General features: G+C 35.0%; 20 protein-coding genes. 4 read left to right on the top strand and 16 right to left on the bottom strand.

Going from position 1 to position 26373, the window contains the following annotated elements; translation table 11 throughout:
• Nucleotide 1: 1 nt before the first annotated feature.
• Nucleotides 2-589, bottom strand: a complete 588-nt coding sequence (locus RBQ61_RS08520) for a hypothetical protein (RefSeq protein ID WP_308140060.1) — start codon at nucleotides 587-589, stop codon at nucleotides 2-4.
• Between the two features lie 121 nt (nucleotides 590-710).
• Entirely contained in the window at nucleotides 711-1286 is a 576-nt protein-coding gene (locus RBQ61_RS08515) for a TVP38/TMEM64 family protein (RefSeq protein ID WP_308140059.1), read from the bottom strand.
• Nucleotides 1287-1423: 137 nt separating this feature from the next.
• On the opposite strand from RBQ61_RS08515, the gene RBQ61_RS08510 reads away from it, so the two are divergent.
• Nucleotides 1424-1924, top strand: a complete 501-nt coding sequence (locus RBQ61_RS08510) for a 2'-5' RNA ligase family protein (protein ID WP_308140058.1) — start codon at nucleotides 1424-1426, stop codon at nucleotides 1922-1924.
• 49 nt (nucleotides 1925-1973) lie between these two features.
• Here the strand turns inward: RBQ61_RS08510 and glmM are convergent, their stop codons facing one another.
• The 3 genes from glmM to RBQ61_RS08495 all read right to left on the bottom strand — a co-directional run bounded on the left by glmM (nucleotide 1974) and on the right by RBQ61_RS08495 (nucleotide 5048).
• Nucleotides 1974-3320, bottom strand: a complete 1347-nt coding sequence (gene glmM, locus RBQ61_RS08505; RefSeq protein WP_308140057.1) for a phosphoglucosamine mutase — start codon at nucleotides 3318-3320, stop codon at nucleotides 1974-1976.
• Between the two features lie 136 nt (nucleotides 3321-3456).
• On the bottom strand, nucleotides 3457-4395 hold the full coding sequence (gene metA / locus RBQ61_RS08500) for a homoserine O-succinyltransferase (RefSeq protein ID WP_308140056.1): 939 nt from the start codon (nucleotides 4393-4395) through the stop codon (nucleotides 3457-3459).
• 176 nt (nucleotides 4396-4571) lie between these two features.
• Nucleotides 4572-5048, bottom strand: a complete 477-nt coding sequence (locus RBQ61_RS08495) for a hypothetical protein (protein WP_308140055.1) — start codon at nucleotides 5046-5048, stop codon at nucleotides 4572-4574.
• 163 nt (nucleotides 5049-5211) lie between these two features.
• On the opposite strand from RBQ61_RS08495, the gene RBQ61_RS08490 reads away from it, so the two are divergent.
• Complete coding sequence (locus RBQ61_RS08490) at nucleotides 5212-5601, top strand: helix-turn-helix domain-containing protein (protein WP_308140054.1); 390 nt, start codon at nucleotides 5212-5214, stop codon at nucleotides 5599-5601.
• A gap of 101 nt (nucleotides 5602-5702) precedes the next feature.
• Complete coding sequence (locus RBQ61_RS08485; protein WP_308140053.1) at nucleotides 5703-7619, top strand: ABC-F family ATP-binding cassette domain-containing protein; 1917 nt, start codon at nucleotides 5703-5705, stop codon at nucleotides 7617-7619.
• Between the two features lie 107 nt (nucleotides 7620-7726).
• Here RBQ61_RS08485 and tsaD read toward each other — a convergent pair whose 3' ends face one another.
• From tsaD to RBQ61_RS08455, 6 genes are all read right to left on the bottom strand, one after another.
• Nucleotides 7727-8749 (bottom strand): tRNA (adenosine(37)-N6)-threonylcarbamoyltransferase complex transferase subunit TsaD, encoded by a 1023-nt coding sequence (tsaD, locus tag RBQ61_RS08480; protein ID WP_308140052.1) that lies wholly within the window; start codon nucleotides 8747-8749, stop codon nucleotides 7727-7729.
• Between the two features lie 139 nt (nucleotides 8750-8888).
• Complete coding sequence (locus tag RBQ61_RS08475; RefSeq protein WP_308140051.1) at nucleotides 8889-10190, bottom strand: ABC transporter permease; 1302 nt, start codon at nucleotides 10188-10190, stop codon at nucleotides 8889-8891.
• Entirely contained in the window at nucleotides 10190-11290 is a 1101-nt protein-coding gene (locus tag RBQ61_RS08470; RefSeq protein WP_308140050.1) for an ABC transporter permease, read from the bottom strand. Before RBQ61_RS08470 ends, RBQ61_RS08475 begins: the two co-directional genes overlap by 1 nt.
• Complete coding sequence (locus tag RBQ61_RS08465; protein ID WP_308140049.1) at nucleotides 11290-12885, bottom strand: sugar ABC transporter ATP-binding protein; 1596 nt, start codon at nucleotides 12883-12885, stop codon at nucleotides 11290-11292. Before RBQ61_RS08465 ends, RBQ61_RS08470 begins: the two co-directional genes overlap by 1 nt.
• 101 nt (nucleotides 12886-12986) lie before the next feature.
• On the bottom strand, nucleotides 12987-14225 hold the full coding sequence (locus RBQ61_RS08460) for a DUF3798 domain-containing protein (RefSeq protein WP_308140048.1): 1239 nt from the start codon (nucleotides 14223-14225) through the stop codon (nucleotides 12987-12989).
• A gap of 363 nt (nucleotides 14226-14588) precedes the next feature.
• Nucleotides 14589-14906 (bottom strand): hypothetical protein, encoded by a 318-nt coding sequence (locus RBQ61_RS08455; protein WP_308140047.1) that lies wholly within the window; start codon nucleotides 14904-14906, stop codon nucleotides 14589-14591.
• 162 nt (nucleotides 14907-15068) lie between these two features.
• Between RBQ61_RS08455 and RBQ61_RS08450 the strand changes: the two genes are divergently transcribed.
• The gene (locus RBQ61_RS08450) at nucleotides 15069-16001 is read left to right on the top strand and encodes a hypothetical protein (RefSeq protein WP_308140046.1); all 933 of its coding nucleotides are present in this window, start codon (nucleotides 15069-15071) and stop codon (nucleotides 15999-16001) included.
• Nucleotides 16002-16060: 59 nt separating this feature from the next.
• On the opposite strand, the gene addA is transcribed toward RBQ61_RS08450, so the two are convergent.
• The 5 genes from addA to RBQ61_RS08425 all read right to left on the bottom strand — a co-directional run bounded on the left by addA (nucleotide 16061) and on the right by RBQ61_RS08425 (nucleotide 26305).
• A complete protein-coding gene (gene addA / locus RBQ61_RS08445) occupies nucleotides 16061-19699 on the bottom strand; it encodes a helicase-exonuclease AddAB subunit AddA (RefSeq protein WP_308140045.1) in 3639 nt (1212 codons plus the stop codon).
• On the bottom strand, nucleotides 19696-23097 hold the full coding sequence (addB, locus tag RBQ61_RS08440) for a helicase-exonuclease AddAB subunit AddB (protein WP_308140044.1): 3402 nt from the start codon (nucleotides 23095-23097) through the stop codon (nucleotides 19696-19698). The genes addA and addB overlap by 4 nt, the downstream gene beginning before the upstream one ends.
• A gap of 125 nt (nucleotides 23098-23222) precedes the next feature.
• Nucleotides 23223-24236, bottom strand: coding sequence for a 3'-5' exoribonuclease YhaM family protein (locus RBQ61_RS08435; protein ID WP_308140043.1), 1014 nt, complete (start codon nucleotides 24234-24236; stop codon nucleotides 23223-23225).
• A gap of 197 nt (nucleotides 24237-24433) precedes the next feature.
• Nucleotides 24434-25711, bottom strand: coding sequence for a DUF4349 domain-containing protein (locus RBQ61_RS08430; protein WP_308140042.1), 1278 nt, complete (start codon nucleotides 25709-25711; stop codon nucleotides 24434-24436).
• A 12-nt stretch (nucleotides 25712-25723) separates the two neighbouring features.
• On the bottom strand, nucleotides 25724-26305 hold the full coding sequence (locus tag RBQ61_RS08425) for an RNA polymerase sigma factor (protein ID WP_308140041.1): 582 nt from the start codon (nucleotides 26303-26305) through the stop codon (nucleotides 25724-25726).
• Nucleotides 26306-26373: the final 68 nt, after the last annotated feature.

Raw genomic sequence — 26373 nt, 5'->3', positions numbered from 1 at the left:
TTTATATCTCCGCATATTGATATATTGGCAAAAGTTCATCTCCGTTATATACTTTTCTCGACCAATCCGCATTTTTAAGATTTCCGCTAAATACGGTTCTGCCCTTTATATTTAGAAAATCTTGAGGCCTCACAAGATTTCTCGATTTACTAAAATCAACTATATTGCTTTTATTTAGAATATAATATACAAATTCCGAACATAAAAATCTGTTATCATTACGTGATTCTCTGTTAAGAAAGCAATTAATAAGTCCCATATAGTTATATTTGTATAAATTGCTGTTTAAAATAAATTCATTTATTAAATTCTCCGCTTTTAAATACTGCTCATATGTTATCTCAATTTCCATTACTAAACCGCAGAGATTATTGTGTATGCCGTACACTCCTTTATTCAAATCCTCCTTGACGAAACGTCCTAAAAAAGGGTTGTATGTATATTTTCTGCCGAAGCTGTACATTTTGCTCAAATTTTTATCCAGAGAAATTGAGGCATGCGTATATTCATCCCCTGTTACAACTCCGATTAATCTTGACAAAATTGTATTTGTTCTTGTTAGAACAATATAAATTTTTTTGTTTTCCATAATTAGCTCCTTATTTCTGCTATGCCTCCAATTATGGAACAATAATTTTAATTTACTATAAAATAAAGATTAATGAATTATTAAAATTTAATTGTAATATCATAAGATAATATTGAATTTATTAATTACCTCTGTGGTGCTCTTCGTATTTCTGAAACGCTTTTTTACTAATTAAATTAAATACAAGAATTAATAATATGTACAGTATAGATTTTACCGGGTTTTCAAAAAATGAACTGACATTTTCACCTATAAAGGACAAGGATAAAACCATCACGAATTTTGAAGGAAGCATAGTGATTAAAAACCGCTGAGTATCCATGTTAGCGAGAGCAGCAGCACCACTTATCAAAAATGAAGGTGTAAAAGGAAAACAATACAAAAAGAACAAAACCGTCATATCTTTCTTTTTTATCTTATCAAGAGTTCCTCTGTATCTGCTATTTTTTATCCTAACCTCAAGTCTGTTTCCCCCTATTTTCCTGATTACTAAAAATAAAAGAAAAGTTCCGATGCAATTCCCCAGCCATGAGTAAAGATAGCCGAAGAAAAATCCAAAGGCAGCAACATTTATTATTACAAATCCAACCAGCGGCAATACAGGAATAAATGCCTCTATTATAGGCAGCAATATACCTGCCAGCGGTCCGATTTTTTCAACATAGTCAAACAAAATATAAAATTTTTCATAATCCATGATTTCTTTTCAATTCCTTACTTCATAATTTATATATAATATACCCTGTTTTTTGGTTCTGATTTATTATAATACAGACTTGAATAATTTGAAATATAAAATATAATATAAAAAGAACAACTCAGAAAGGATAATTCATGAAATATTTTATAGGTATACCTATTCCAAAAGATTACAAACATAAAATTGAAATGCTGCGAGCAGAATTTAGTTTTTTTTCTACGGAACCACATATAACTATTGTTCCGCCACCATCGCTTCCTGATAATGACTCTTTCATAAAAAACACAGTTGAAGTGTGCAGGAAAACAGAAAAATTTCATATTAAGCTGGGCTCCTTAGAACAGTTTGGACGCAGGGTGTTATATGTAAGCGTTGATTCACCGGAACTTATATCCTTATATAATGATCTCTTCCAGTCATTAGGGCTTAAAAAAGAAGCAAGAGACTACACGCCTCATCTCACTGTCATAAAAGAAAGGCCGAAAAAAAAGATTGATATTGATATTGCACGAAAGCGAGCAGAAGTTAAACTGCCTGAATTTTCCGAGTACATTTTAAATTCTGTTACAATATATCGCCAGCCAAGAGAGCGATTCATTTATGTACCTTACATGCAGATCCCTATAGGGAGATAATAAAAAAAGACATAACAACGATTCGTTTGTTCTGTCTTTTTTATCATTCTTAATTAAGTCTTTCTTCTATTAACACCGCAAGCTCATTTGCGTATTTGTCAAGCTCCTCCTGCCTCTCTCCTTCTATCATGACTCTTACAAGAGGCTCTGTTCCAGAAGGTCTTATGAGCACCCTTCCATTGCCGTGAAAATGTCGTTCAATTTCTTCTATTTTACTTTTTATTATATCATCATCAGTATATGACTTTTTCTTTTCTTCTGATACACGTGCGTTTACTAATACCTGAGGCATTACCTCCATTACAGATGCAAGTTCGGAGAGTTTCATATTCTTTTTCTTCATTACGCTCAAAAGCTGAATTGCAGTGAGAAGTCCGTCTCCAGTAGTATTATGATCAAGAAAGATTATATGCCCAGACTGCTCTCCTCCTATTGAGTGTCCTCCTTTAATCATCTCTTCCAGAACATATCTGTCCCCAACTTTTGTTTTTATAATATTTATATCTTTTTCCTTAAGACATATATCCAGCCCCATGTTCGTCATTACGGTTCCGATTATGGTATTGCTTTTAAGCTTTCCTGATTCTTTCATATTAGAACCGCAAATTGCCAGTATATGATCTCCGTCCACAATACTTCCGTTTTCATCCGCAGCTATCAGTCTGTCTGCGTCTCCGTCAAAAGACAGTCCCACGTCCGCTCCAGTCTCTAAAACAAGCTTTTGAACCTCTTCCGGCTTAGTAGAACCACATTCTACATTTATATTGATTCCGTTAGGGTCATTGTGAATTACATATACCTGCGCTCCAAGTTCTCTCAACAGCTCTGGTGCAGCCTTGTAAACTGCCCCGTTGCCACAGTCAACAGCAACTTTTATCCCTGTAAGGTCAGTATCAATAGTTTGTTTTAAAAAATCCGTATATTTTCTTAAGGGATTTTCAACTCGAATTATTCTTCCTACCTCTCCCGCAACAGGCAAAAATTCTATGTCTAAATTGTTAAGTATGTATTCTTCAATGGAATTTTCTATTTCATCAGTAAGTTTTAAGCCATGTTCGTTAAAAAATTTTATTCCGTTATATTCAACAGGATTGTGAGAAGCAGTAACCATAACTCCACCGTCTGCTTCCAAAACTTTTATCATGCGGGCTACCGCTGGTGTCGGCAATATACCCAGGTATAACACATCCACTCCGGCAGAATTTAAGCCTGAGGACAAGGCTGCCACGAGCATATCACCTGAAATTCTTGTATCTGTTCCCACAACCATCTTTGGCCTCTTTTTACCCTGTGTTAAAAAAAAGCCTCCTATTCGCCCAAGTTTGTAAGCCAGTTCAGGTGACAAATCTTTATTTGCAATACCCCTTACTCCGTCAGTACCAAATAATTTACCCATATTTCCTCCAAAATCACAATTTATAGCTGCCTCAAAGCAGCACATAATATTTTATCACATTTTAGTTCAAAAAAAAAGATACCATTAAATATAATGGTATGCTATTCTTCATTATATACAACATTCTAACAATAAACTAATGGTACCAATCAGTTCTTTTTTTCCCGACTTCCCTTATATCGTATGGAGTCTCTTGGTATATTATATTTATCCAATTTTTAAACAACAAATTTGCATGACTTCTCCATTTGACAAACGGCTTGCGGGACGGATCATTTTCAGGATAATAGTTCATTGGAATATTTATGTACTTTCCAAGACTTATATCTCTGTCATATTCCTTTTTAAGTGTTAAAGGATCATACTCTGAATGTCCCATTACAAATATTTTACTATAATCATCTGTAACTGCAATATGTACTCCGGCATCTTTCGACTCTGCAAGTATAATTAATTCTTCAACGCTTTTTATATCTTCCGCTGTCACTTCTGTATGTCTCGAATGTGGAACATAAAATATGTCATCAAATCCGTTCAGGAGCATGCATGTTTCATGTTTCTTCTCATGTTCAAACACTCCAAAGACCTTTTTGTCAAGAACTCTTTTATTAAGTCCGTAATAATAATGAAGCGCAGCCTGCGCACTCCAGCAAATAAACATTGTGGATGTAACGTTCAAAGAAGAAAAGTCCAGTATTCTCTCAAGCTCTTTCCAATAATCCACTTCTTCGAACTCCATTAACTCAACTGGTGCTCCTGTTATAATCATAGCATCATATTTTTTATCTTTTATGTCGTCAATACTTTTATAAAAACTCTTCATGTGGCTTTCTGATGCATTTTTCGTATTATGTGTACATGTGTGAATAAATTCAACATTTATCTGTATGGGTGAATTTGATAAAAGCCTTACAAACTGTGTTTCTGTTTCAATTTTTGTAGGCATAAGATTTACCAAGGCAACTTCAAGAGGCCTTATATCCTGAGATTTTGCCCGTTCGCTGCTCATTACAAATATGTTTTCTTCGTGCATAGTGTTGTAAGCTGGAAGTGTTGAGGGTATTATTACCGGCATGTGTTTTTCCTCCTTGTGTCAATGTTTAAAATCTTGTCACATCAGATTTAATCTGCTGTAATCTGTATGTCAAACATACTTCAAAAAATTAAGTATATAAAAAATCCTCATAATGAGGATTTTATACAAAGTATATTATTTTAATTTATACTAAATAAATTATTTTGTCAAACAATTTATTTTAAACTGCTCATATATAAATCTGACAAGCTCCTATTAAAAATATCATAAGCTTCAGTTACTGCTTCATTATTCTTAAGAGAAGCAATATTTCTTTCTTCAATTAAAAGCGAAGCAAGCTCATTAAAATTATTTATTAAATCATTCTTATTATATTTATCATATGAAAACACTTTATACTCATTATTATGCCACAAATTAAAGTAATCAACTATGTAGTTGAACATATTTCTGTTTTTGGAAACAAATCTGTAGATATCAAGAAATAAATAGCTATCTCTGCATTTCACTTTGCTGAGTCCTGCAATTGTAAAAAAAGAATTTTCTTTACCGGGAACGATAATGCCTTCAATACACCCTGTCAATGCAGCAACCAAGTGAGCATTCTCCCCTGTTTTTACGAGATCATAAAAGTCTGCAACTTCCACATAATTTTCAATGTCGAATTCTACAGCAACAGTCTTGCTTTGCATATCAATTCTCCTTAATATGTAATGTAGTTTTCAAATATATAATACTCTTTACTTTGCCAGTTGTCAATATTTATATTAATAATTTACTTTTTGTAAATTTTTGTAGTTTTTTATCACGAATTACATTATAATATAATTATAATAATTAAAAGGACTGACAAAGATGAAAATAGACGAACGAATCCGCTATCTTCGCACCAAGTATAATCTTACTTCAAAAGAGCTGAGCAAAGCTCTGAACGTATCAGAATCGTCAATTTCATTGTATGAAAGCGGCAAAAGGCGACCGAGTGTCGATCTGATAGTTAAAATGGCATATTACTTTGATGTTTCTACCGATTTTATCCTAGGCATTTCTGATTCTTATGAAAAAAATAAATTAGAGGAACTCGATACCGATTATTCTGAATTATTGAATAAAATCATTTCTTCTTTGAATGGCAAAAATTGCATGATTTTCAACGGCGATCGCCTTGATAGCAAAATTGTCATAATATTCAAAAATAATTTAAATCTCGTATTAGAAAATATGAATATGATAGTCAGCAAATGATTAATTGGCTCAACCGTATCAATTTAATACATTTGAAAAATAAAATTAAAACTGTTATAATTATATGACTTTATACAATAATGACCGGAAAGGAAAATACTATGATTGTTTTATCATGCAATGATGTTTCAAAAGCCTACGTTGTTGATAATATTATTGAAAATATATCATTCACAGTTAATGACAACGAAAAAGTTGGATTGATAGGACTAAATGGAGCAGGTAAGACTACCTTATTCAATATATTGACCGGAAAATCAGATTTTGACAGCGGAGAAATATATCTAGCTAAAGGAAAAAAGATTGGTTATTTAAAACAAAACACAAATATAGAAAGCAACCGCAGCATTATGAATGAAATGCTCACCATATATCAAAATGTAATCAAGCTTGAACAAGACCTCCATGAATTATCTCATAAAATAAGCAGCTACACTGAAAACGATGATTCAGAGGAACTTCAGCAAATCATGGAAACATATGCAAAAATGAGCGAAAAATTTGAAGAAATGGACGGCTATATTTTCAAAAGTCACATAAAGGGTGTACTAAAGGGCTTAGGTTTTTCTGAAAGCGAGTTTGACAAGCCTGTCAACTTGCTCAGCGGAGGACAAAAAAGCAGAGTTATGCTCGCTAAGTTGCTGCTGGAAAAGGCAGATGTACTTCTTTTGGATGAACCTACAAACCACCTGGACATCGAAGCAATTTCTTGGCTTGAGAAATATATAAAAGATTTTAAGGGTGCTGTAATAATTATTTCCCATGACAGATATTTCTTGGACAATACAGTAAGTAGAATCTTTCTAATGGAAAACAAGAATTTGAAAGAATACGACGGAAACTTTACGGAATTCATAAAAAAAAGGAAGATTGAGCTTGAACAGCGGGCAAAGCAATATGAAGAGTATGAAAAGGAAATAAACAGGCAGGAGGAAATGATTCGGCGCCTTCACGCTTACGGAAGCAAACGAAATATAAGACAGGCACTCAGCAGACAAAAATCCCTGGACAAAATTAAAAAAATGGACAAACCGGCTCTGAACAATAAAAAAGTCAAGCTTCGGTTCGCAACAAGAATAAAAAGCGGAACCGACGTTCTCGCAGCAGAAGGCTTAGCCGTAAATTATGGAGAGCATAGAGTTTTCAACAATATCAACATTAACGTATACAAAGGTGAAAAGGTCGGAATAATTGGCCCGAATGGTATCGGAAAATCTACTCTGTTAAAAGTAATAGCAGGTAAAGTTGAATCTTATGAGGGTAATGTAACTATTGGTCATAATGTAAATATAGGCTATTATGATCAGGAACAAACTAATTTGGACAGCGAAAGTACTGTTATAGATGAGATCTGGGATTATAATCCTGATTTAAACTATTATGACATACGCAGCATGCTGGCAAGATTTTTATTTAACGGCGATGATATGTACAAAATAGTCGGAGACTTAAGCGGAGGTGAAAAAAGCAGATTATCACTGCTGAAGCTTATGACTTCAAACTCAAATTTTCTTCTGATGGATGAACCCACAAATCATCTGGACATTGACTCAAAGGAAATTTTAGAGGATGCACTCGTTAACTATGAAGGAACAGTACTTGTTGTATCCCACGACAGATATTTTCTTAACAAAGTTGCAGATAAAATTTATGATGTGTCATCAGACAGCGCCTTCCAGTATCTTGGCAACTATGATTACTACATTCAAAAAAAAGCGGAGCTTGAGGAAACTGACGAGTCAGTAACTGTTTTAAAAACAAAGACACAATTAAATGCTGAAAAGAAAAAAGAGCGTGAAAATATACGCGACCGACAACAAAGAGAAAAGACAATTCAAAAACTAGAAGAAAAAATTCAATTGCATGAAAATAAAATTCATGAACTTGAATTTGAATTATGCCAACCTTCAACATATGAAGATAAAGTTCTAATTATTGATTTAAATGAAAAATTAAACACTTATAAAAATGAACTTGACATTCTATACACAGATTGGACGGAACTTTTAGAAAATTAAAAAAGTTGTCCACATGTTGTTAATGAACTGTGAACAACTTTTTCATTAGTATTTCAGTATCAACAGCTTTATCCACAGCTGTTGATACTTTTTTACACTTAATCTGTTTATAAGTTTTCAAGCTCCAAATTAGGTATCGCATTTAATGATGCATCGCAAAACTGCTTATTTAAATATTTATAATATCCGGCGCATCCAATCATAGCTGCATTATCGGTGCATAAAATAGGTGATGGTTTTGTAAATTTATAATTATTTTCCTGGCATTTCTCCATAAGCATTTCTCTCAAGCGTGAGTTTGAAGCAACACCTCCGGCAAGTGCAATCGTCTTGCAGTTCTTTTGCTTGGCAGCTTTAATTGTTTTCATAACAAGGACTTCTACTACTGCCTCCTGAAAACTTGCCGCAACATCTTCGACAACAATTTTTTCGTTTCTTTGCTCACTATTATGCAGATAATTCAGCACTGAAGATTTTAATCCACTGAAACTAAAATCCAAAGTATCTTCATCTATAATTACTCTAGGAAATTTGATAGCCGTCTTGCAGCCTTGCTTTGCAGCTTTATCTATCAACGGACCTCCAGGGTATCCTAGACCTACTGCTCTGGCAATCTTGTCAAAAGCCTCCCCTGCCGCATCATCTCTTGTCTTCCCCATTATCTCATACTTTCCGTAATCTTTCACATATACGAGATGTGTGTGGCCACCTGATGCAACCAGGCATATGAATGGAGGTTCAAGGTTTTTATCTTCAATAAAATTAGCACTTATATGACCTTCTATGTGATTAACCCCAATAAGAGGTTTATTAAATGCGTAGGACAGCCCCTTTGCAAAGTTTACTCCCACAAGCAGTGCACCCACTAACCCTGGTCCATATGTTACAGCGATTGCATCAACCTGATCCTTTGTTACATCTGCAGTTCTCAAGGCCTCTTCAACAACTCCGTTTATATTTTCTATGTGCTTTCTTGAGGCTACCTCAGGTACAACACCTCCAAATTCCTTATGTATATCTATCTGAGATGATATAACGTTTGATAAAACATCTCTTCCATTTTTAATAACAGAAGCAGCTGTTTCATCACATGATGATTCTATTGCAAGTATCAATATATTTTCTTTCATATTTTCCTCCGCTTCGATTGTTTTGATTATAATCCAAAAGGGCTCTTTGCGCAAGAAGCAAAATACAAATCAAAAATAAATAAAACAGCTGCGTGTATTGCTTATACAAGCAGCTGTTAAAATTAGCGATATAAGAAATTTATTCTAGTGATTCTTTCGCTTTCTTGTTTGTTCTCCAAACATGAAGTCCAAGCGCAAGACCTATTACTCCGTATACCATAAATGTTCTGAAATATTCTCCCAGAAGTGCGTTGCCAAATAAGGACAACCCTATTTCTGGTGACATGATAAACATTGAGTTAAATAGCAATGTTCCAAGTATGGCATGGCGTATGTTTGCTTTTTGAGTTGAAGCACCTCCTACCAAAAGTGCTGCAACCGAAAACATACCTATTTGAGTATGGGCTCCATATGTGTTCAACGTTCCCATGTTCTGAAGGTACATAATCTGCCCCCACGCTGCAAGAACCGTCGACATAATTGTTGCAATTATTCTTGTCCGATCAACATTTATACCAGAAACTTGCGCAATATGCTGACTCTGACCAACACTTCTGAAATCCTGTCCAAGTTTTGTTCTTAATATCAATTCATTAAATACACACAAACCTATGATAAAAATACCTATTACAACAGGTACTTTTCTTACTTTCATCAGGCCGGAATCTGTTGCTATAGCAAAGATGCTTATAGCTATAATCACAAGACATATAACGGAATTTAAAATAGTCATCATTTTTTTGTTTTTAGTGAAAACTGCCGTATTCTTTTTCCTTGCAAGTCTTATAATTTGCAAAGCAAGTATAGCAGCTGCTACTACCAGGACAGCCCACATAAATGGTATTTCCATAATGCTGTCAAGTGCGTATTTTAATCCGCCTTCTTCTACCTTAACAAGGTCAACCGTTGTTCTTATGCCTACTCCGTCAGGCTTAATCATTGGATGTGTATCAGGAACTTTTATGATAACTCCCACAACGAACAAAAACAGAAATTGATAAATACCATTTGCGAAAAAGCCTACTATTAAGCTGGCAATCATTTCCTGGCCCCTGGTTTTATTGTATAAAGCTCCCGTAAAATATCCGAACAATGCTGCAATAGGTAATGCCAGCAAAAATGTAAGAGCCATTCCGGAATATCCTCCCAGCTCAAAATATCTTACAATTGCTATGGCAACCTGTCCAGCCATTGCTCCTACAACAATACCAAAGTTAAGCCCAAGGCCTGCAACAACTGGTATTATCAGCGACAATACAAGAAATGCATTTCTAAAAAACCTGCTAGACAATTCAGTAAGAAAGTAATTTACTGTTACACCGTCAGATACTAGAAAACCAAATAAGGTAAATGCAACAAAAATCAGCGTAACTATGTTATCCGCAATCCATGACGTATCTTTCTTATTACTAAGTCTCTCTCCTGTAGATATATTATTCATTATTTATCGCCTCCTTTAACCTGAGTTAAAGCATAAAGGATTATTCCGTTCTGAATTACCATACGAAGTATTTCCGACAAGTCGGTGCCTTCAAATAACTGATTTGCTACAGGCAATGCAGTCGTCAAAAGTCCCTGGAATATAATTGTTCCTATTATTACATGCGAAACCTTGGCTCTTGAAGCTGTTGCCCCTCCTATGAGAACGGCTGCTACAGCTGGGAACGCCATCATTAGAGGTGCATTATAAAGCTGAGCATATCCATATCCCTGCGAATATACTATTATTCCCACTGCCCCCAATACTGTGGACAAAATATTAGCTTTTACCCTGTTTCTATTTATTTCGATGCCGGATGCTTGAGCGAATCTAGGATTGATTCCTCCAGCTGATATTGCTATACCGGATTTTGATCTGAAATACAGCCATACAAGCGCACAGCATAAAAGGAATATCAGTATCATCCCTGTAGGTATTATAAGTCCTTTAGTACCGCCTACAGTGATCAATCCGTTCTCTCCTCCAATTGCAAATCTCCAGAAATTGCTTAATATTTGAGCTCCTTCAACAGCATCCAACTGAATTGTTTCCCTTAATCCATTTCCCATAAACCATCCCATTTTGGTGCTTGTGAATGGAATCATAAGCCATGCAAGACACATAAACGCGGATATAGAAAATCCCGTATAAGTAGCTATGGTCATTTCTGAACCCTTAACTGCATTTAATAGCTTTCCATACAAATACCCAAGGATAGTTGCAAATACAATTGCAAGAGCGATAGAAACAAACAACCATGATGCTCCCATAAAACCGAATTCTATGGAAAGAACTATAGCAAACAAGCCGCACACAATGCCTATAGGCAATGCAAAATTAGGTCCCGTTCCTGACTGGATAGAAGGAACCATAGCTAGAACAAGTATTCCGTTCATGCCAGCTCTTTTTAACGTATCACTCATCAGAGTTGACATTGATATACCCAAAGCGCCTCCCATAATAAGAAGAGCTATCCAAAATGTACCTATGATCATCGTCGGTAAGCCTATCTTATTTATAATTTCCTTAAAGCTTTTGCTTTTATCCTTTACTTCAACCATTATGCTTCACTCCCTTCTACATCATGCCGGCTTCCTGACATCATCAGACCAAAATCCGCATCGGGAGCCTCAGGAGAAAGAACTCCTTCAACCTTGCCTTCGCATATTATTACAATCCTGTCACATATACTTCTTAATTCCGCAAGTTCGGAGGAAGTCATAACTATGGTCATACCGTATTCTTCGTTCAATTTTTTCAATAAATCCAGTACCAGTTTCTTGGCACCTATGTCAATTCCTCTTGTAGGCTCTGAAACCAGAAGAAGATTTGGATTTAAAGTAAGAGCCCTAGCAACGCACACTTTCTGTTGATTGCCTCCGCTGAGTCTCCCAGCGTTTTGCAGAGAAGATGTGCATCTAATATCAAGATCCTTAATCATCTTTAAAGCATGCTGCCTTATCATTTTTGAATCCTTAAATCTGAAAGGACCAATTTCAGTAAGAAAATCATTTCTCGTCTGCATTGCAGAAAAAACTATGTTACCCTCTATAGATTCATCCAGTAAAAGGCCTATGCCTTTTCTGTCTTCGCTAACAAATGCAAGCCCTGCCTGTATAACTTCCTTAGGATCATTTAGGGAGAGTTTTTCTCCGTTAAAAGTAATTTCTCCTGTTGCCGGATATATTCCCATTAAGCCATTGGCGATACCCAGTTTTCCTTGTCCCGCAAGGCCTCCTATTCCTACTATCTCTCCTTTTTTGATATCAAGGTTCACACCCTTTACTCTTTCTCCGGGCATGGATACATTCAAATCTTTGATGCTTAAAATTGTTTCATCACTTATAACTTTATTTTCAGCGCTTTTTCTGTCAATTGAAACCTTTCTGCCAACCATAAGCTGGGCTATCTCAAACTTATTTGTGTCTTTTATTTTTTTTGTTGCAACGTGCTCACCATCTCTAAGTACTGTAACTTTATCTGCTACATCTATAATTTCATCAAGCCTATGACTGATAAATATAATACCTATACCTTTTTTGGACAATTTTTTTATTGCATTTAGAAGATTTTTAGCTTCGGCTTCTGCCAATACCGCAGTGGGTTCATCAAACACAAGAATTTTAATTCCCTTTTTATCTATTTCACGTGCAATTTCTATAAACTGCATATGCCCTACGGGAAGCCCTGCAACAGGAAGAAACTCATCAATGTTCATGTCAAGAATATCAAGAGCTTTTCTTGCATCTTCGTTCATTTTCTTTACGTCCAAAGATTCCATACGTTTACCAAAAACTTGGCTCACAACGTTAGGCTTGGTAATTTCCCTGTTTAATTTAATATTTTCTGTAATTGTAAAACCGGGTATAAGCATAAATTCCTGATGTACCATACCTATACCATAATCCATTGCATCGTGTGGAGATTTTATATTAACATGTTTTCCTTCAATTTCAATATTACCATCAAATCCTCCAGTCGTATGAATAACGGGCATTCCAAACAATATGTTCATTAATGTTGATTTTCCAGCACCGTTCTCACCTATTAGAGCAAGTATTTCACCTTTTTCCAGCTCAATATTTATATCCTTTAATACTTTGTTTCCGGAATACTCCTTTGAAACATTTTTTAAGCTTAGAAGGTTTTCACTCATTTTTACCTCCTGTGGTATGTTTAATAAAAGGAATGCAACGGAAGTTCATCAATAGGAAACTCCGAAACATTCCTTAATTACCTTTTAATATTAATAAAGTGTTAATCTATAATATGCTCTTCACCATATGTTAAGAAATCCATCATTATCAGTCTGAATGTAGGATATTCAGCTGTCCCGTCTGTTGTTTCTTCTATGTATTGTGTTGTAGAAACTTCAAGTCCGTTAGCATATTCCGTCATTAATTGTTCCAATACTTCCGGCTCAAGGTCATCTCCAACTTCACCTTTTATCCATTTGATAGCATATTCACTTCCAGATACAGTGTTCATCATAGCTACAGGTACTGGCCATGTTGAGAATCTGCCAAGAACTCCGCCTTCTTGAAGTTTTTTTGCTGTTTCGCTTATTACATTTGCCATCGCATCTACGGTATATCCTGTTGATTCAATACCTAGTGCTGACGGGTATCCGTGATATGGTGATGGACAGCATGGCTGAGGATAAATAGCTCCTGCATCATAACAAGCTTTAATTAACGGTGTCTGCATTGCACAGTTTGTTGAGAAGAATGCAGTATCTTTACCGTATTTTTCTACCATTTTAGGAACATCTTCAAGAATAAATTGCTGCGCTCCAGGTACACCTGCATCTCCTGTTGGATCCGGTGCAGTTGCATCAACAAATTCAAGTCCTATTTCTTCGCACTTAGCTATCATAAGGTCTCTTCTTGCTGAAAGAAGTACAACTGACATATGTCTTGGGAATGAATAGTGAACCAATGTCTTAGCTCCTAATAATTGAGCCTGCTCCGGAATACTGTTACCCATTCCAAGCTCATCCGGCTGAAGGATTAAGTTTGCTCTTGCCACAACATCTGGAGGATTTTCCTGAGGTGCACAGTAAACAATAAACATGTCATCACGCATTTCCAGCAATTTATCAACGGCTGCATTTGTTCCCGGTACAGCCTGGTTTATAATCAGCGCTTTTACATCAGGGTCTGAACCTATCTTTGTAATAATACTGATCATTTGTTCCTGCTCAGTCATAAAGTTATCCGGCCATAAAACATGTGATACTTTATCTTCGCCGTATCTCTCTACCATTTCCTGAGCCGAACGATACTCTTCTTCATTTTGTGAAAGTGTATTTGTTACAATAGCAATTTTGCCTTCAAAAGGCTCTGCATCTCCTGCAGGTTGTTCTGCTGGTGCTTCCGCAGGTTGTTCTGCCGGCTGCTCTGCCGGTTGTTCTGCCGGTGCTTCCGCAGGTTTACTGCAAGCAGCTAAACCGAAAACCATAACAAGCACTAACAAGATACTTATAACCTTCTTCATTTTGTCCCTCCTAATTAATAAAATATAACCTGGTTTTAATTATAATTGAATATATATGAATTGTCAAACAATTATTATATGTCCTGTTTTTTCCATTTATAAATGTTTTGCTAATTTTTGTATTTTAATGAAAACGATTATTTATTTTTTTTAATTATTTTAATAAATTTTGAAACGTTTTCAAAATAAACACATAATGATGTTAGCGTTTTCAGTTCAATTTTTAAATACAAACACTTTTTAACATTTGTATGCATTAAAAAAACAAAATAATATAAATATGTATCTTGTTGTATAAAAATTTTTATAAAAATAAAGAAAAAAGGGAGGTTTTATTCCCTTTTAACTTACTTTAAATCAAGACTATTTTAAACTATCCAAAAACTTTCTCATTTTCTTTTTTTGTTCAGGACTTAGAAACATTTCAAAGTTTTTTAGGTCGTTTATTTTTTTGTTATATTCCTCTTCTCCGTATTGTTCCTTAAGCTTTTTGCTCATGTTTTTAGCATCATTTAAAATTTCATCTTCTGACTTGCCCGTATATTTCTCTTGGAATTCTTTAAACTGTTTATTGTTCACAAAATCATTGACCTTTTTGTTGTTAGCTACCTTCTTAAACTCCTTGCTTTCAGTGATTTTATTTAATTCATTGTCATCGAAACTTTTAAAAATTTTTGACATGTGTATACCTCCATTCCTAATTACATAATATGCCGCAAAATTAAATAGATTACAGATTAATTTATCTTAATGGCTCATTTTTGTGTAACACAATATAACCCCATGAATAAAATGTAATATTGATTATCATTTTAAGAGGGTGATATTATTCCAGTTCAAATATTGCTGTATTTATTTGCCGCAAAGTATATTTTCGGAACAAACCAGCTTCCGGGCATGGTGTCTAAATTATCAGGAACTACAAAAAACCTGACATCCGGCTTAATATCAGATCCGCAAAAGGTTGAAAATTTAATCGGCATGGTTCGGACATTTGCTCCGCTGACATCTCCAGGCACAGTAACAAGAGTTAATACATATTTGCCGCTTTTTGAAAAAATAAGCACATTGCTCGGATTATATTCATTTCTGAACCGAGCTCAGACATTCAAGCCAATTGAATCTTTAAATGCAAAATCTCCCACCGACATGATGACCGCACTAATGAAGGGTGGAAATGTTCCAATGGGCAAAATTCTTTCACAGCCGCTTATTGCAAACAACATGGAAAAAATAATGAGTACCGTTGCAATGAATATGATGAAAAACGGCGGTTTTAATGATTTGCTTAAAAATGAAAACATTAGCGATATTATATCAAATTTTGCACAAAATTCGGATAGCGGGTCCTCCGAAAATAATGTTGATTTAAACAGCCTCATGGAAGCTTTCATGCCTATGATAAATAGCATGAACACTAAAGCAGAAGAGAAAAATGACAATTATAAAGATATAGATGTCAAAGATTTAGAAACTTATGACGATTACACTGATAAACCTGAATTCCGAAACGAATCATTTTTACCGGATGATGAGGATGATGAAGTTGCAATACCAAATCTTGCAGCACAACATAAAGAAAATGAAAAGAATACATACGACAGCAGGGATGAAAACTATAACAAACTTGAAAATGACAGATATAGCAAACACTATAAAAACAACCGCTATGAAAGTCACGAAAAAACAATAAATTATGATGAACACAAAGCCAACTACAACGAAAAAAAAGAGAATCCAACACCAATTCGCATTAAGCAGAGAAGGAGACGTTAGGCATAAAAAAATAATGAAGAGTGACGGCCAATCATTCTTCATTATTTTTTTTTCAGCTTTTATCTTATCTCAACCGCCTGTTCAATATCAAACAAGTACAGGTAACATTCCTTAACTTCGACTCCCGTTATTTTTTCTACAGCTTCCTTATATGACAATATCTGACGGCTGTATTCATCAATAGCAGCATCTGTATTGCCGTCAATAATTTCATCCGTTTTATAGTCTATTATTACAATTTTATCGTCTTCATAGAAATAGCAGTCTATAATTCCCTGAATTAGTATCATATCATCACCATCCAGGTATTCAATAATCTCAGAAGCACTTTTTTTGATCACAAATGGAACTTCTCTCTTTACTTGTAACGACGATCTCATTCTTCTGCCTATATCAGTTCTGAAAAACCCAAATATTTTTTTTACATCAACCACACTTGCTTCCTGCTCAGTCAAAAGTTTTTTTTGAACCATACCATCTATTTGTTCCTTAATATTTTCTATTCCCATGTTGTCATAAATATTGAGATGCTGCATTACGAAGTGGACAATTGACCCTATTTCTGCCTGTGTAAAATCAGAATCCTTTTCTTTAAACTGAGGTATGTCTCTCAAAGCAGGAATATTAAACTTAACCGTTTCAATATTCTCGCGCTTTAAAACCTTTAAATCTGTTACCGAAAGCTTTGTAGGAACATTTATGGAACTTCTGAAAGAGTATTCACAGCTCAGCCTGCGGTTTATTTCTGTTTTCTCATTGCTGTAATCATGGCATTTAAACAAATTCATTTCATTTATCCTCACAGCTTTTTTTTCAGCCGCTTCACACTCATTTCTGTTTATTTGAGATAATGTAATCTTGTTTACATTCCATTTTGCAGGACTGACACCTTCGCTGACAAATGTTTCGAAAATCATATTTTCAGAGCTTACACTACTAAGCGTGCTGTATGCATCTAAGTTTTTAAATAAAGTGGTGCAAATCCATTCCAAAAATGAATCGCCATTGTAAATATTATACAAAGACGGTCCTTTTGACCATTTTTTCAACCTTCTGTCGAATTTATCAACTGTTCCTATCATTATTAGCCTGTCAATTGCTCTCGTCATGGCAACATAAAGAACCCTCATTTCTTCTGAAATATTTTCAGTTCTTATTATATTTTTTACGGCGATTCTCGGCAAAGTCTCTCTGTATATCCTCTGCTGCGGATTAATATATTTTGGAGCGATTCCATGCAGTTTATGCTTTAATATGCTTTTTGACGAATCGGTCCGATTAAACTTTTTGTTCAGGCCGCAAATAATTACAACAGGGAATTCAAGGCCCTTGCTTTTGTGCACAGACATAAGCCGTACAACATTGTCATTTTCTCCAAGTGTTTTTGCACTACCGGTATCAGATGAAGAATTATTAAGCTTTTCAACATACCTTAAAAAATTAAACAGACCACTCATGGAAGTTTTTTCAAAATCAGATGCTTTTTCAGTCAGCATCCTTAGATTTGCCTGCCTTATTCTCCCATTGGGAAGCATTCCGACAAAATAATAATAATTTGTCTCCATCAATACCTCCCATATAAAATCACTTAGCTGACTGTACCTGCTCCTCTTTTTCCAGTTTTCAATTTTGTCTATAAAATTTCTTATTTTTATGGCAAGATCATCAGAGCAGTTATTTTTATATTCGTACAGAGCATCAATAAAATTTAATTTTGGATTCTTAAGACGTATTTGTACAAGGTCATCAGCTTCAAACAAGCCTATTGGAGATCTCATAACACTTAAAGCCGGAACATCCTGCCTTATGTTATCAATTATTTTAAGCAAATTCAATATAACTTGTATTTCAATAGTTTCATAATAACCGGATCCTCCGTCAAAATAGAAAGGTATCCCATTATCATTGAAAATTTGTTCAAATATACCTGCCCACCCTGATACAGAACGCATAAGCAGCACTATGTCCTTGTATTGAATTTTTTTTGCTTCTACACCTGCTTTGTTATATACATTATTTGCTCTTATAGGTTCATTCATGTTTTTTTTAAGAAGCTGATTTATTTTTTGAACAGCCATATAAGCTTCAAGTTCTGCTGTCTTCATAGATCTGATTTCATCATCCAAGTCATCTGATTCCGAGGTATCCTTATCTATAATTGTAAGATCCATAAAGCAGTCTCTTTCATCCGAACGGTTATCTGTGAATTCCGAACCGGGGTTTAAAAATACATCCCGGTTATAATCCACCTCTCCAAGAGTCTTATTCATAACATTACTGAATACATAATTTATCCCGCTCAATATTTCCTTTCTGCTTCTGAAGTTTTGCGTCAGATCAATTCTTATATCCTGACCGCTCCTCTCAGAAAGTGGGTATGTTTCGCACTTCTCGTTAAAAATCGCAGGATCAGACAATCTGAAACGGTATATGCTCTGCTTTACATCTCCTACCATAAATAAATTATTTTCTCTTTTTATTTTGCTCAGCAATTCCTCCTGGAGGCTGTTGCTATCCTGGTACTCATCAATAAATATATATTTAAACCTGCTCCTGTAACTTTTGCCTATGTCCTCCTGCCTCAAAATTTCAAGGGCGTAATGTTCTACATCATTGAAATCCGCAATCGATTTATCCATTTTTTTGGTTTTGAAACTTTTGTCCAGATCGCAAATAATGTCAAACAGAGCCCTCATAGAAACATGCATATAATTAACATCAGCAGCAAATTCAGACAATGTTCTGTTCGGTATCATCTTGTTAATGCTGCTTATAATTTTCTTGTATTCATCTCTCAGAAGTTTTACTTCTTCCTGTTTTTCCGCATCAATCTCTTCCTTTGCTTTTCCCCTTATCTGCTTCAGTGACAAATACTTCACGCTGTGTATCGAATATAGAAACTTTTCAAAATCATTTTCAAGGAACTCTTCCAAATTTTGAATATTTTGCATATCATCCGTCAGTGTTTCTTTATACGGAGTGGGACCTCCATCATCAGCACACAATTTTATCGCGGTTTTAAGTATTTCTTCGCCTCCTGATAGCTGAAGCCTAAGATTATCCTTTATTGCCTCCAACCACGGTGATTTTTTCAAACCATCACTAGACATCAAAAGCAGATTAATTTTTTCATCGAGCCACTTCATTGGATCTGGAAAGCTTAAAATAAATCTGTAAATATCCTTAATAATTTCGTTAAGTTCAAAATCGCCGCGGTTTCCGGTAAAACTCTCAACAAGCTGAATAAATCCAGGTGTTTTCTCTGTATAATGCTTTTCCAAAATCTCGTCTATTGTTTCATTAAGAAGTATATCAATTTCATTTACATCGCCTATCCTAAAATTCGGATCGATTCCGATTACATGAAAGTTTTTTCGAACAATATCAATGCAGAATGCGTGTATTGTAGAAATGTTTGACCTGCTTAAAAGATTAAGCTGCCTGCTTAGATGCCCTTTGTTACTGCTATTCTGCACTGCCTTTATAAGAGATTTGTGAATTTTCTGCTTCATGCCGGAAGCAGCAGCATTTGTAAAGGTTACAATCAAAAATTTATCTATGTCCTCATTATCGTCAATCAACAACTTAATAATTCTTTCTACCAGGACTGTAGTCTTTCCAGACCCTGCCGCTGCAGACACAAGTATATTTTTGTTCCTCGTATTTATTACTTTTAGTTGACCGTCACTGAATTTCATTCATCTTCACAACCTTTTTTCAATATTTCCGACAATATTTCTTCCTTGCGCAGTTTTTTTATCCTTCGATAATTATTTCCATCCACAGCCGGGTCAAACTGACACACAGATTTGAATTCACAATATTGACAGGGGGTCTTGCTTCCTGAATCTTTCCTGTACGGCATTATATCAATATTTCCATCCATTATTTTTTCTGCAATTTCTCCCGCAACTTCATCTGCTTTGTTTAAAATCGCTTTAAATTCTTTATAAGTGAGTGTTTTTGAAAATCTGGACGTACTTCCGTCCTTGTTTAACGAAACGGGAACAACATCAGATTTCCTTACAGCTTCAACATCACTGTCCATGTTCAAAATAACATCCATATCTTCAACAATGTAACCTTTGAGAGAAAGTTTTTTAAATATTTCATTTTCCGATTCTGAAGATAAAACTTCATCGCCGTCAATCATGGGATCATCTATACAAAAGTAATACGCTCCACCTATCTCGGGAGCTGTCTCAAACAGCTTTTTACCATTTTTGATTACTGCCGACATATATATCAACAGCTGAAGCTGGAGTCCCTGCACAGCATCGGACAAATCAATATCCTTATATGAAGACTTATAGTCTATTACATTTATATATACCTTATCATTCTTCTTAAGAATATCCACCCTGTCAATCCTGCCTTGCAGAAATATGCTTGTATTATTTGTCAGCTTTATTTCAACAGGGTCAATCCTAATTTCCATATGCCTGTCACCTATAACAAGCTCTGTATACGTGGGACGAAATTTACCTTTTTTAAGCTGCTCAACAATTGTTTTTGCGGCCCTGTTTACCAGCCTTTTTACCTTTTCTTTCATGTATCTGTTCCGTTCGTTTGAATCAAAAGCTGTATAATCCATAGCTCCGCCTTGTAAGATTTTCTCCGTGCATTCTTGAGACATGGTATGTATTTTACCCTTGTCCAATTTATCTATATTTTCAAGCTCACTAGAAATTGATTTAGTAAACTGTTCAACAGACTGGTGATATATATTTCCCAGGTCATAAAATTCTATTTTTTGAACTAATCTAGGTTGCGGCCTGATCACATTGTCCATAAAAAATTTAAACGGGCATGCAGCAAAATTTTCAATTTTAGATACCGACATTAAAACAGGATTCTCATGTATCTTCTTCAGGCTGTTTTTATTTATATTTTCTGTGCTATTTTTATAGGACAGCCCTTTGTGTATCAAATCTATTACAATTTCTTCATTTGCTTCGTACCATGAATACACATCCTTCCAGACAACATCAATGTTGTTTCCTTCAACAAAATCTCTCATGTTTGAAATAAGATAGTCAACGGTTCCGCTTCGGTTTGATATCCTTTCCCACTGGCTCATTCCACTTAAGTCAGTCTGCTCCTTGACTGCCGGAAATATCTGCCTCAGCTTGTCCGCATACATTGACGGCTGCATAGTTCTTCCCTCAGCATTTCCAAGAGCCCAGCTCAAATATAGTCTGTCAGAAGCATTTGTAAACAGCTTATAAATTGTATGCTTTTCCTTGTAAACATAATAGTCGGAATCATTTAAAAGCTTCATGCCTGACTTTTCAAGAAATTCTCTTTCGTAATCAAGAAGTAGACCCTTTTCGTTGTTTCTTGAATCAAGTTTTCCTTCATTGGCTCCAAGTATAAAAAGAACCTTTGAGGATTTTAAAGATATTTTCTCAATTTCACCTACAGTAACCTTATCCAGAGTAGGCGGGATAATGCTTATTTTAACTTCGCTAAATCCTGTCTCTATCATTTTTTTATATTCACGCGGGCTTATTTCTGTATCTCCTCCCACAAGAACAATTTGTTCAAAAATATCTATTACATAGTTCCATACTTGAGCATTTTCGCCTGACAGCTCGAATTGTCCTGATTTCTTAAATATTTCAACCTGTCTTTCAATTTTTTCCTGAACCTTGTATTCTCTGAGAAAGTCAAGCATAAATACTGTAATATCCGCTGTTGTTTTTAAATCTTTCAGTTTCTTTTTATAGGCTACCAATCCGTTCACAAACTTTTTTCTCAGTAAATTAAAATACTCAATACCATCAGCGTTAAATTTGAAAGGCTTAAACCACTTATCTCCTTTGATTCCGTATTGAAGAGCAAAGTTTTCAAGTCTGCTTACTTCATCATAATTCAAATCGGAAAATCCTGTTTTCAAAAATTCAAATGTGCTGTCATGCCTGAAATTATAAATAAGCATATCAAACAGAGACAATATGAATTTCGTAAGGGGGTTTCCCATTATATCTCTCTTATAATCAAGGAAGTAAGGAATTTCATATTTTGCGAACACCTTTTTCACATTGACAGAATAGCTATCCATATCACTTGCGGCAATAGCTATGTCCTTCCACCTGTATCCGTCATCCCGAACAAGTGAAACAATCTTCTGAGCAACTCTTTCCGTCTCGGAATAAGGATTCAGCGATGAAAATATCTGTATGGCTCCGGTGCCTTGGATGAATTTTGACGGACTTACGGAAAATAGGTTTTGTTCTATTGTTTTGATTTCGTTCTTTATTCTGCTACTGCTGAGAGAAATCAAGTTAATTGAATCATCCAAACCCTCTGACAAAATTCTATACGTATCACATACAATTTTAAATGCCTCCCAGTCTTCTGTACTGTGTGGGCTAATTAAGGTTTTTGATTCTGCATTTAGTGTTATTGTAACGTTTATTGAACTTTCAGCCAGTTTTTTTATCAGTCTGTGCCTCTGCATGCTGAAGCTTTCAAATCCGTCAATCCATATCACGGAATTTTTTATATAATCAGATTTTTCAACAGCCTCAATAACAAGATTAAGTTTATCTTCTTCATCAAAAAATATGTTATTTGTTCTCTTAATAATTTCACCGTAAACTTTAATTATATCTTCAAGCTTTTTATTTAAAAGCCTATTTTCATTATCATTTACCTTGTACTTAATTATTTTTTCAAGAAATTCTACGCTTATGCAGTTTTGCTTCATTTCACTGATAAGAGAATTAAATTCTCTCAGGAACCCCTCCTGCTTTGAAGCTGTTCTAAACAGTTTAAGATCGTCCTTGTTCTCTTCGAACACCTGCTTTAAAAGCATAATCTTTCCATAATCGTTAATTTCCTGCATTTTTAGGCCGCCAACTTCTTCGAGAATTTTATAGCCCAACCGTGTAAAGCTTAAAACCTCAGCAGACATTATTCCATTGCTGCCTGTTCTTTCAATAACGTCGTATTCAGCCTGATATGTCATTTGTTCAGGAACTATCAGCAATAAATGATTATGATTTTTCTTTAGTATTTCATTATTTATATCATCACTTATATATTTTGATTTACCTGTCTTGGCCCTTCCGGCTATAATGGTTAGTCCCATTCCTTCCCTCCTGTTACAATTTCAGTACAATTGTAAAGGAACGACATAAATCGATCGACAAGCTGCTGAATCACCTTGCCGCTTTGATGACGAAGTCGTTCCTTAAATCTGTTTATATTGCTGCTTTACTCACCTGACATTTTATACAAATTTCTGTTATCCAAAATCCATATCTTATCGGTAAATTGGCCATCTCCTATACCTTCAAGCGCATGTTCAAAGTCAAACATTCTTGCATCTATTATGTCCAGAAAATGCAAAAGCTCTGCTTCGGGAGTCATGGGCTTTTTAGGGCTGCCGAATTCCGGTTCATAATGGTGAGATAAAACCATGTGCTGTAGAATTATGCTCTTTTCCCTGTCTATACCGATTTTATCTCCTTCAATTTCTATTTCCTTTATTCCTTGGATTATATGCCCCAACAGCTTACCTTCCATTGTGTAGTCAGAAACAACACCGTATTCATCAGAGTCCATTTCCAGTATTTTACATATGTCATGGAGTATAACTCCTGAATACACGTAATCCATTCTTAGAAAGCCATACACCTGACCAAGCTTTTCACCTGACTGCAACATCCTAAGCGTATGGTACAGCAGTCCCCCCATGTATGAGTGGTGATTTTTTTTTGCAGCGGGATAGTAAAGCAGCTTATTACTGTATTTGGAAATTATATTTCTTACAAGCAATTTAATTTCTTTATCATTAATTTTATCTATATATGATTCAACTTCCGTATACATTTCATCATTACTAATAGGTGCCGAAGGTATAAGCTCCGATACTTGTATGGAATCCGAAGAGTTCTTAGCTCTTACTTTATTTACTTTAAGCTGCTTTGACCCGTTCCATTCTAAAACCTCTCCTCTTACTTTGACAATAGAATTATTTTTCAGGATAGCTTCTTTTTCTTCGGTATACTCCCATATTTTCGCGTTAATTTCACCCGTTTTATCCACCAATTCAATATCTATGTACTGCTTTCCGTTTGTAGTCTTCTTAACCTCGCTGCTTTTTACGAGATAGAATCCATCTGCTTTTTCGCCTGCCGTCAGCTCAGAAATATTTTTGTTGGGATTTCTCATAGTTTTCATCTGCTCTTTTGCTTTATCATTTAACAAGTCTTCTATACTTGACATCTATCTGCCTCACTTTTTTAATTTTTTATAGTAGTTATTATAACATATGCAGCAGAATCATTAAATAACTTTTATAATTAATTAACTCGAAGCGCAACAGCGAAAAAAGCCTGGATCCCTTAGCTTTAGGGTTACAGGCTTTAATACTCTTTTTTTCAACACATAATTTGATTCTAACTTTAGAAAAGTAACTGATTTTACATTTTCTTCTTCCAATATTTTTTAATCTTCAGTAGTAATACTATAAATATAATTATAATTGGAATCAGTATAGGTGAGGAAGTCACTGCGGCAACTACCATGTTTCCAAATCCCCTTACTATTGAATTTACCGTATTGATAAATCCTTCTTTAGCACGTTCCCATATTCCTTTTTCACTTTTGAGGGTGAAATTGACTTCTCTTACTTCCTCAACATCCAAATCTATTGTGGACATTGAAGCTCTGTCATCTATATCTGCAAGGCTTACATTAAGTGCATCTATTTCTGTTCTGACTCTTCTAAGCTCATTTTCTATCTTAAGCATTTCTTCGACCGTACTCGCCTTTTCAAACAGGTCTCTCAAATGCTGCTCCTGAATCTCAAGATTTTTTACCTTGTTGTCTTTTTCGTAGTATTCCTTTGTTGCATCCTTCTCACTAATGCTTTTTCTCTTAACATCGGAGTTTTCTTCTAGATAACTTACAAGCTCGTAGAAATCCTCCTGCGGGATTCGAACCTTCAAATTTCCGCGCATAAGCTTTTTATCTTCATAAACCTGATATACTTCCGTTATATTATTTTCAATAAAGCCGCCCATGGAACTGATTTTTGTGTTTATCTCATTGAAAAATTCATTATAATCCTTTGTCTGCAGATACAGACTTGCAGACTTAATAATCTTCATTTCTCTGTTACTCTCGGCAGTTAATGCAGACTGATTTGAATCAATGCTGTCATTTTCTTCCCCTCTTACGCCTGCCGCCTTTAGATTGTTCGTATCTGCGATGAAATATTGTTCTTCTGTCGCGGATTCAGGCGCGGTACCTGATTCTTCAATATACTCCTGAGGCATTTCTGAAGGAGCTTCAGCCGTATCATATGACATTTCATTGCTTGATTTTCCCATGCGTGCATTGTTTAAACTATATACTAATAATACCAATACAAACGCAGCGGCAAGACTGCCATACTTCATCCACTTAAATTTACCGCTTCTCTTACTGTATACTTCCTGAATATCGGAGGTCTTCGTTGCTTCAATATCTTCAGATGCTGCCTTCATAAGCTTTTTATGAAGTCTGTCGCAGTATCCGGCAGGCGGTTCTTCATCAGGAAGCTCATTCAACATTTGTATAAGCTTCCTGTAATCCTCAAGTTCACTTCGGCATTCAGGACAATTATCTAAATGCTCATCCATCAACTTTTTTTCTTCTTCACTTAATTCATTATCGATATAGAGTGATAAATTATCTCTAACTTCATTACAATTCATATTTTCACCGCCTTAGTACTGAAATTTCAGTTCATTTTCTAATATTTCTTTCAAGTTCTTTCTTGCCCTGTTAAGTCTGGATTTTACCGTACCTAAATTACATGAAAGTATTTCAGATATTTCACCGTAAGAAAACCCCTGAATATCTCTTAAAATTATAATGGTTTTAAAATCATCATCCAATTTATTTATAGCATCATTAACAAGTTTATTCTTGAAATTTTTTTCAACCAATTCATCCGGGTTCCCAGAGTTATCGGCAATTTCTCTTTGAACTTCGTTTACTCCTCCCAAATCAATACTTTCATCAATTGAAAAGGTATTTATAGCCTTTTTTCTTTTTAAATCAATACATGTATTAACAACTATTCTATACAGCCAAACCTTAAAGGTTGACTCCATGTTAAAACTTTTTATGCTTTTATATACCTTAATTAAAGCTTCCTGTGATGCGTCCTCTGCGTCTTCGGTATTTTTGAGAACTTTCAATGCAATGTTATATGCAATTTTTTTGTAATCTTTGATCAGCTCTTCAAAAGCATCTATATTCCCCTTCTTGCTTTGCTCTACAAGCCACAGCTCATTGCTTTTCATTATTTCACCCCGTTCGGTTATAATATAAGACGTTATAAAATTTTTATTTGTTCCAAAAAAATTTATTT

The sequence above is a fragment of the Sedimentibacter sp. MB35-C1 genome, from assembly GCF_030913635.1.
GTDB lineage: Bacteria > Bacillota > Clostridia > Tissierellales > Sedimentibacteraceae > Sedimentibacter.
This window is presented reverse-complemented; position numbering and strand designations above follow the sequence as displayed.

Excerpts from the sequence above, each read along its gene's own strand:
- RBQ61_RS08495 (WP_308140055.1), bottom strand. The coding sequence starts at position 5,048 with ATGCAAAGCAAGACTGTTGCTGTAGAATTCGACATTGAAAATTATGTG.
- RBQ61_RS08435 (WP_308140043.1), bottom strand. The coding sequence starts at position 24,236 with ATGTCAAGTATAGAAGACTTGTTAAATGATAAAGCAAAAGAGCAGATG.
- addB (WP_308140044.1), bottom strand. The coding sequence starts at position 23,097 with ATGGGACTAACCATTATAGCCGGAAGGGCCAAGACAGGTAAATCAAAA.
- RBQ61_RS08460 (WP_308140048.1), bottom strand. The coding sequence starts at position 14,225 with ATGAAGAAGGTTATAAGTATCTTGTTAGTGCTTGTTATGGTTTTCGGT.
- RBQ61_RS08490 (WP_308140054.1), top strand. The coding sequence starts at position 5,212 with ATGAAAATAGACGAACGAATCCGCTATCTTCGCACCAAGTATAATCTT.
- RBQ61_RS08425 (WP_308140041.1), bottom strand. The coding sequence starts at position 26,305 with ATGAAAAGCAATGAGCTGTGGCTTGTAGAGCAAAGCAAGAAGGGGAAT.
- RBQ61_RS08470 (WP_308140050.1), bottom strand. The coding sequence starts at position 11,290 with ATGGTTGAAGTAAAGGATAAAAGCAAAAGCTTTAAGGAAATTATAAAT.
- RBQ61_RS08455 (WP_308140047.1), bottom strand. The coding sequence starts at position 14,906 with ATGTCAAAAATTTTTAAAAGTTTCGATGACAATGAATTAAATAAAATC.
- RBQ61_RS08520 (WP_308140060.1), bottom strand. The coding sequence starts at position 589 with ATGGAAAACAAAAAAATTTATATTGTTCTAACAAGAACAAATACAATT.
- RBQ61_RS08515 (WP_308140059.1), bottom strand. The coding sequence starts at position 1,286 with ATGGATTATGAAAAATTTTATATTTTGTTTGACTATGTTGAAAAAATC.
- RBQ61_RS08430 (WP_308140042.1), bottom strand. The coding sequence starts at position 25,711 with ATGAATTGTAATGAAGTTAGAGATAATTTATCACTCTATATCGATAAT.
- RBQ61_RS08465 (WP_308140049.1), bottom strand. The coding sequence starts at position 12,885 with ATGAGTGAAAACCTTCTAAGCTTAAAAAATGTTTCAAAGGAGTATTCC.
- RBQ61_RS08510 (WP_308140058.1), top strand. The coding sequence starts at position 1,424 with ATGAAATATTTTATAGGTATACCTATTCCAAAAGATTACAAACATAAA.
- RBQ61_RS08485 (WP_308140053.1), top strand. The coding sequence starts at position 5,703 with ATGATTGTTTTATCATGCAATGATGTTTCAAAAGCCTACGTTGTTGAT.
- tsaD (WP_308140052.1), bottom strand. The coding sequence starts at position 8,749 with ATGAAAGAAAATATATTGATACTTGCAATAGAATCATCATGTGATGAA.
- RBQ61_RS08475 (WP_308140051.1), bottom strand. The coding sequence starts at position 10,190 with ATGAATAATATATCTACAGGAGAGAGACTTAGTAATAAGAAAGATACG.
- glmM (WP_308140057.1), bottom strand. The coding sequence starts at position 3,320 with ATGGGTAAATTATTTGGTACTGACGGAGTAAGGGGTATTGCAAATAAA.
- addA (WP_308140045.1), bottom strand. The coding sequence starts at position 19,699 with ATGAAATTCAGTGACGGTCAACTAAAAGTAATAAATACGAGGAACAAA.
- metA (WP_308140056.1), bottom strand. The coding sequence starts at position 4,395 with ATGCCGGTAATAATACCCTCAACACTTCCAGCTTACAACACTATGCAC.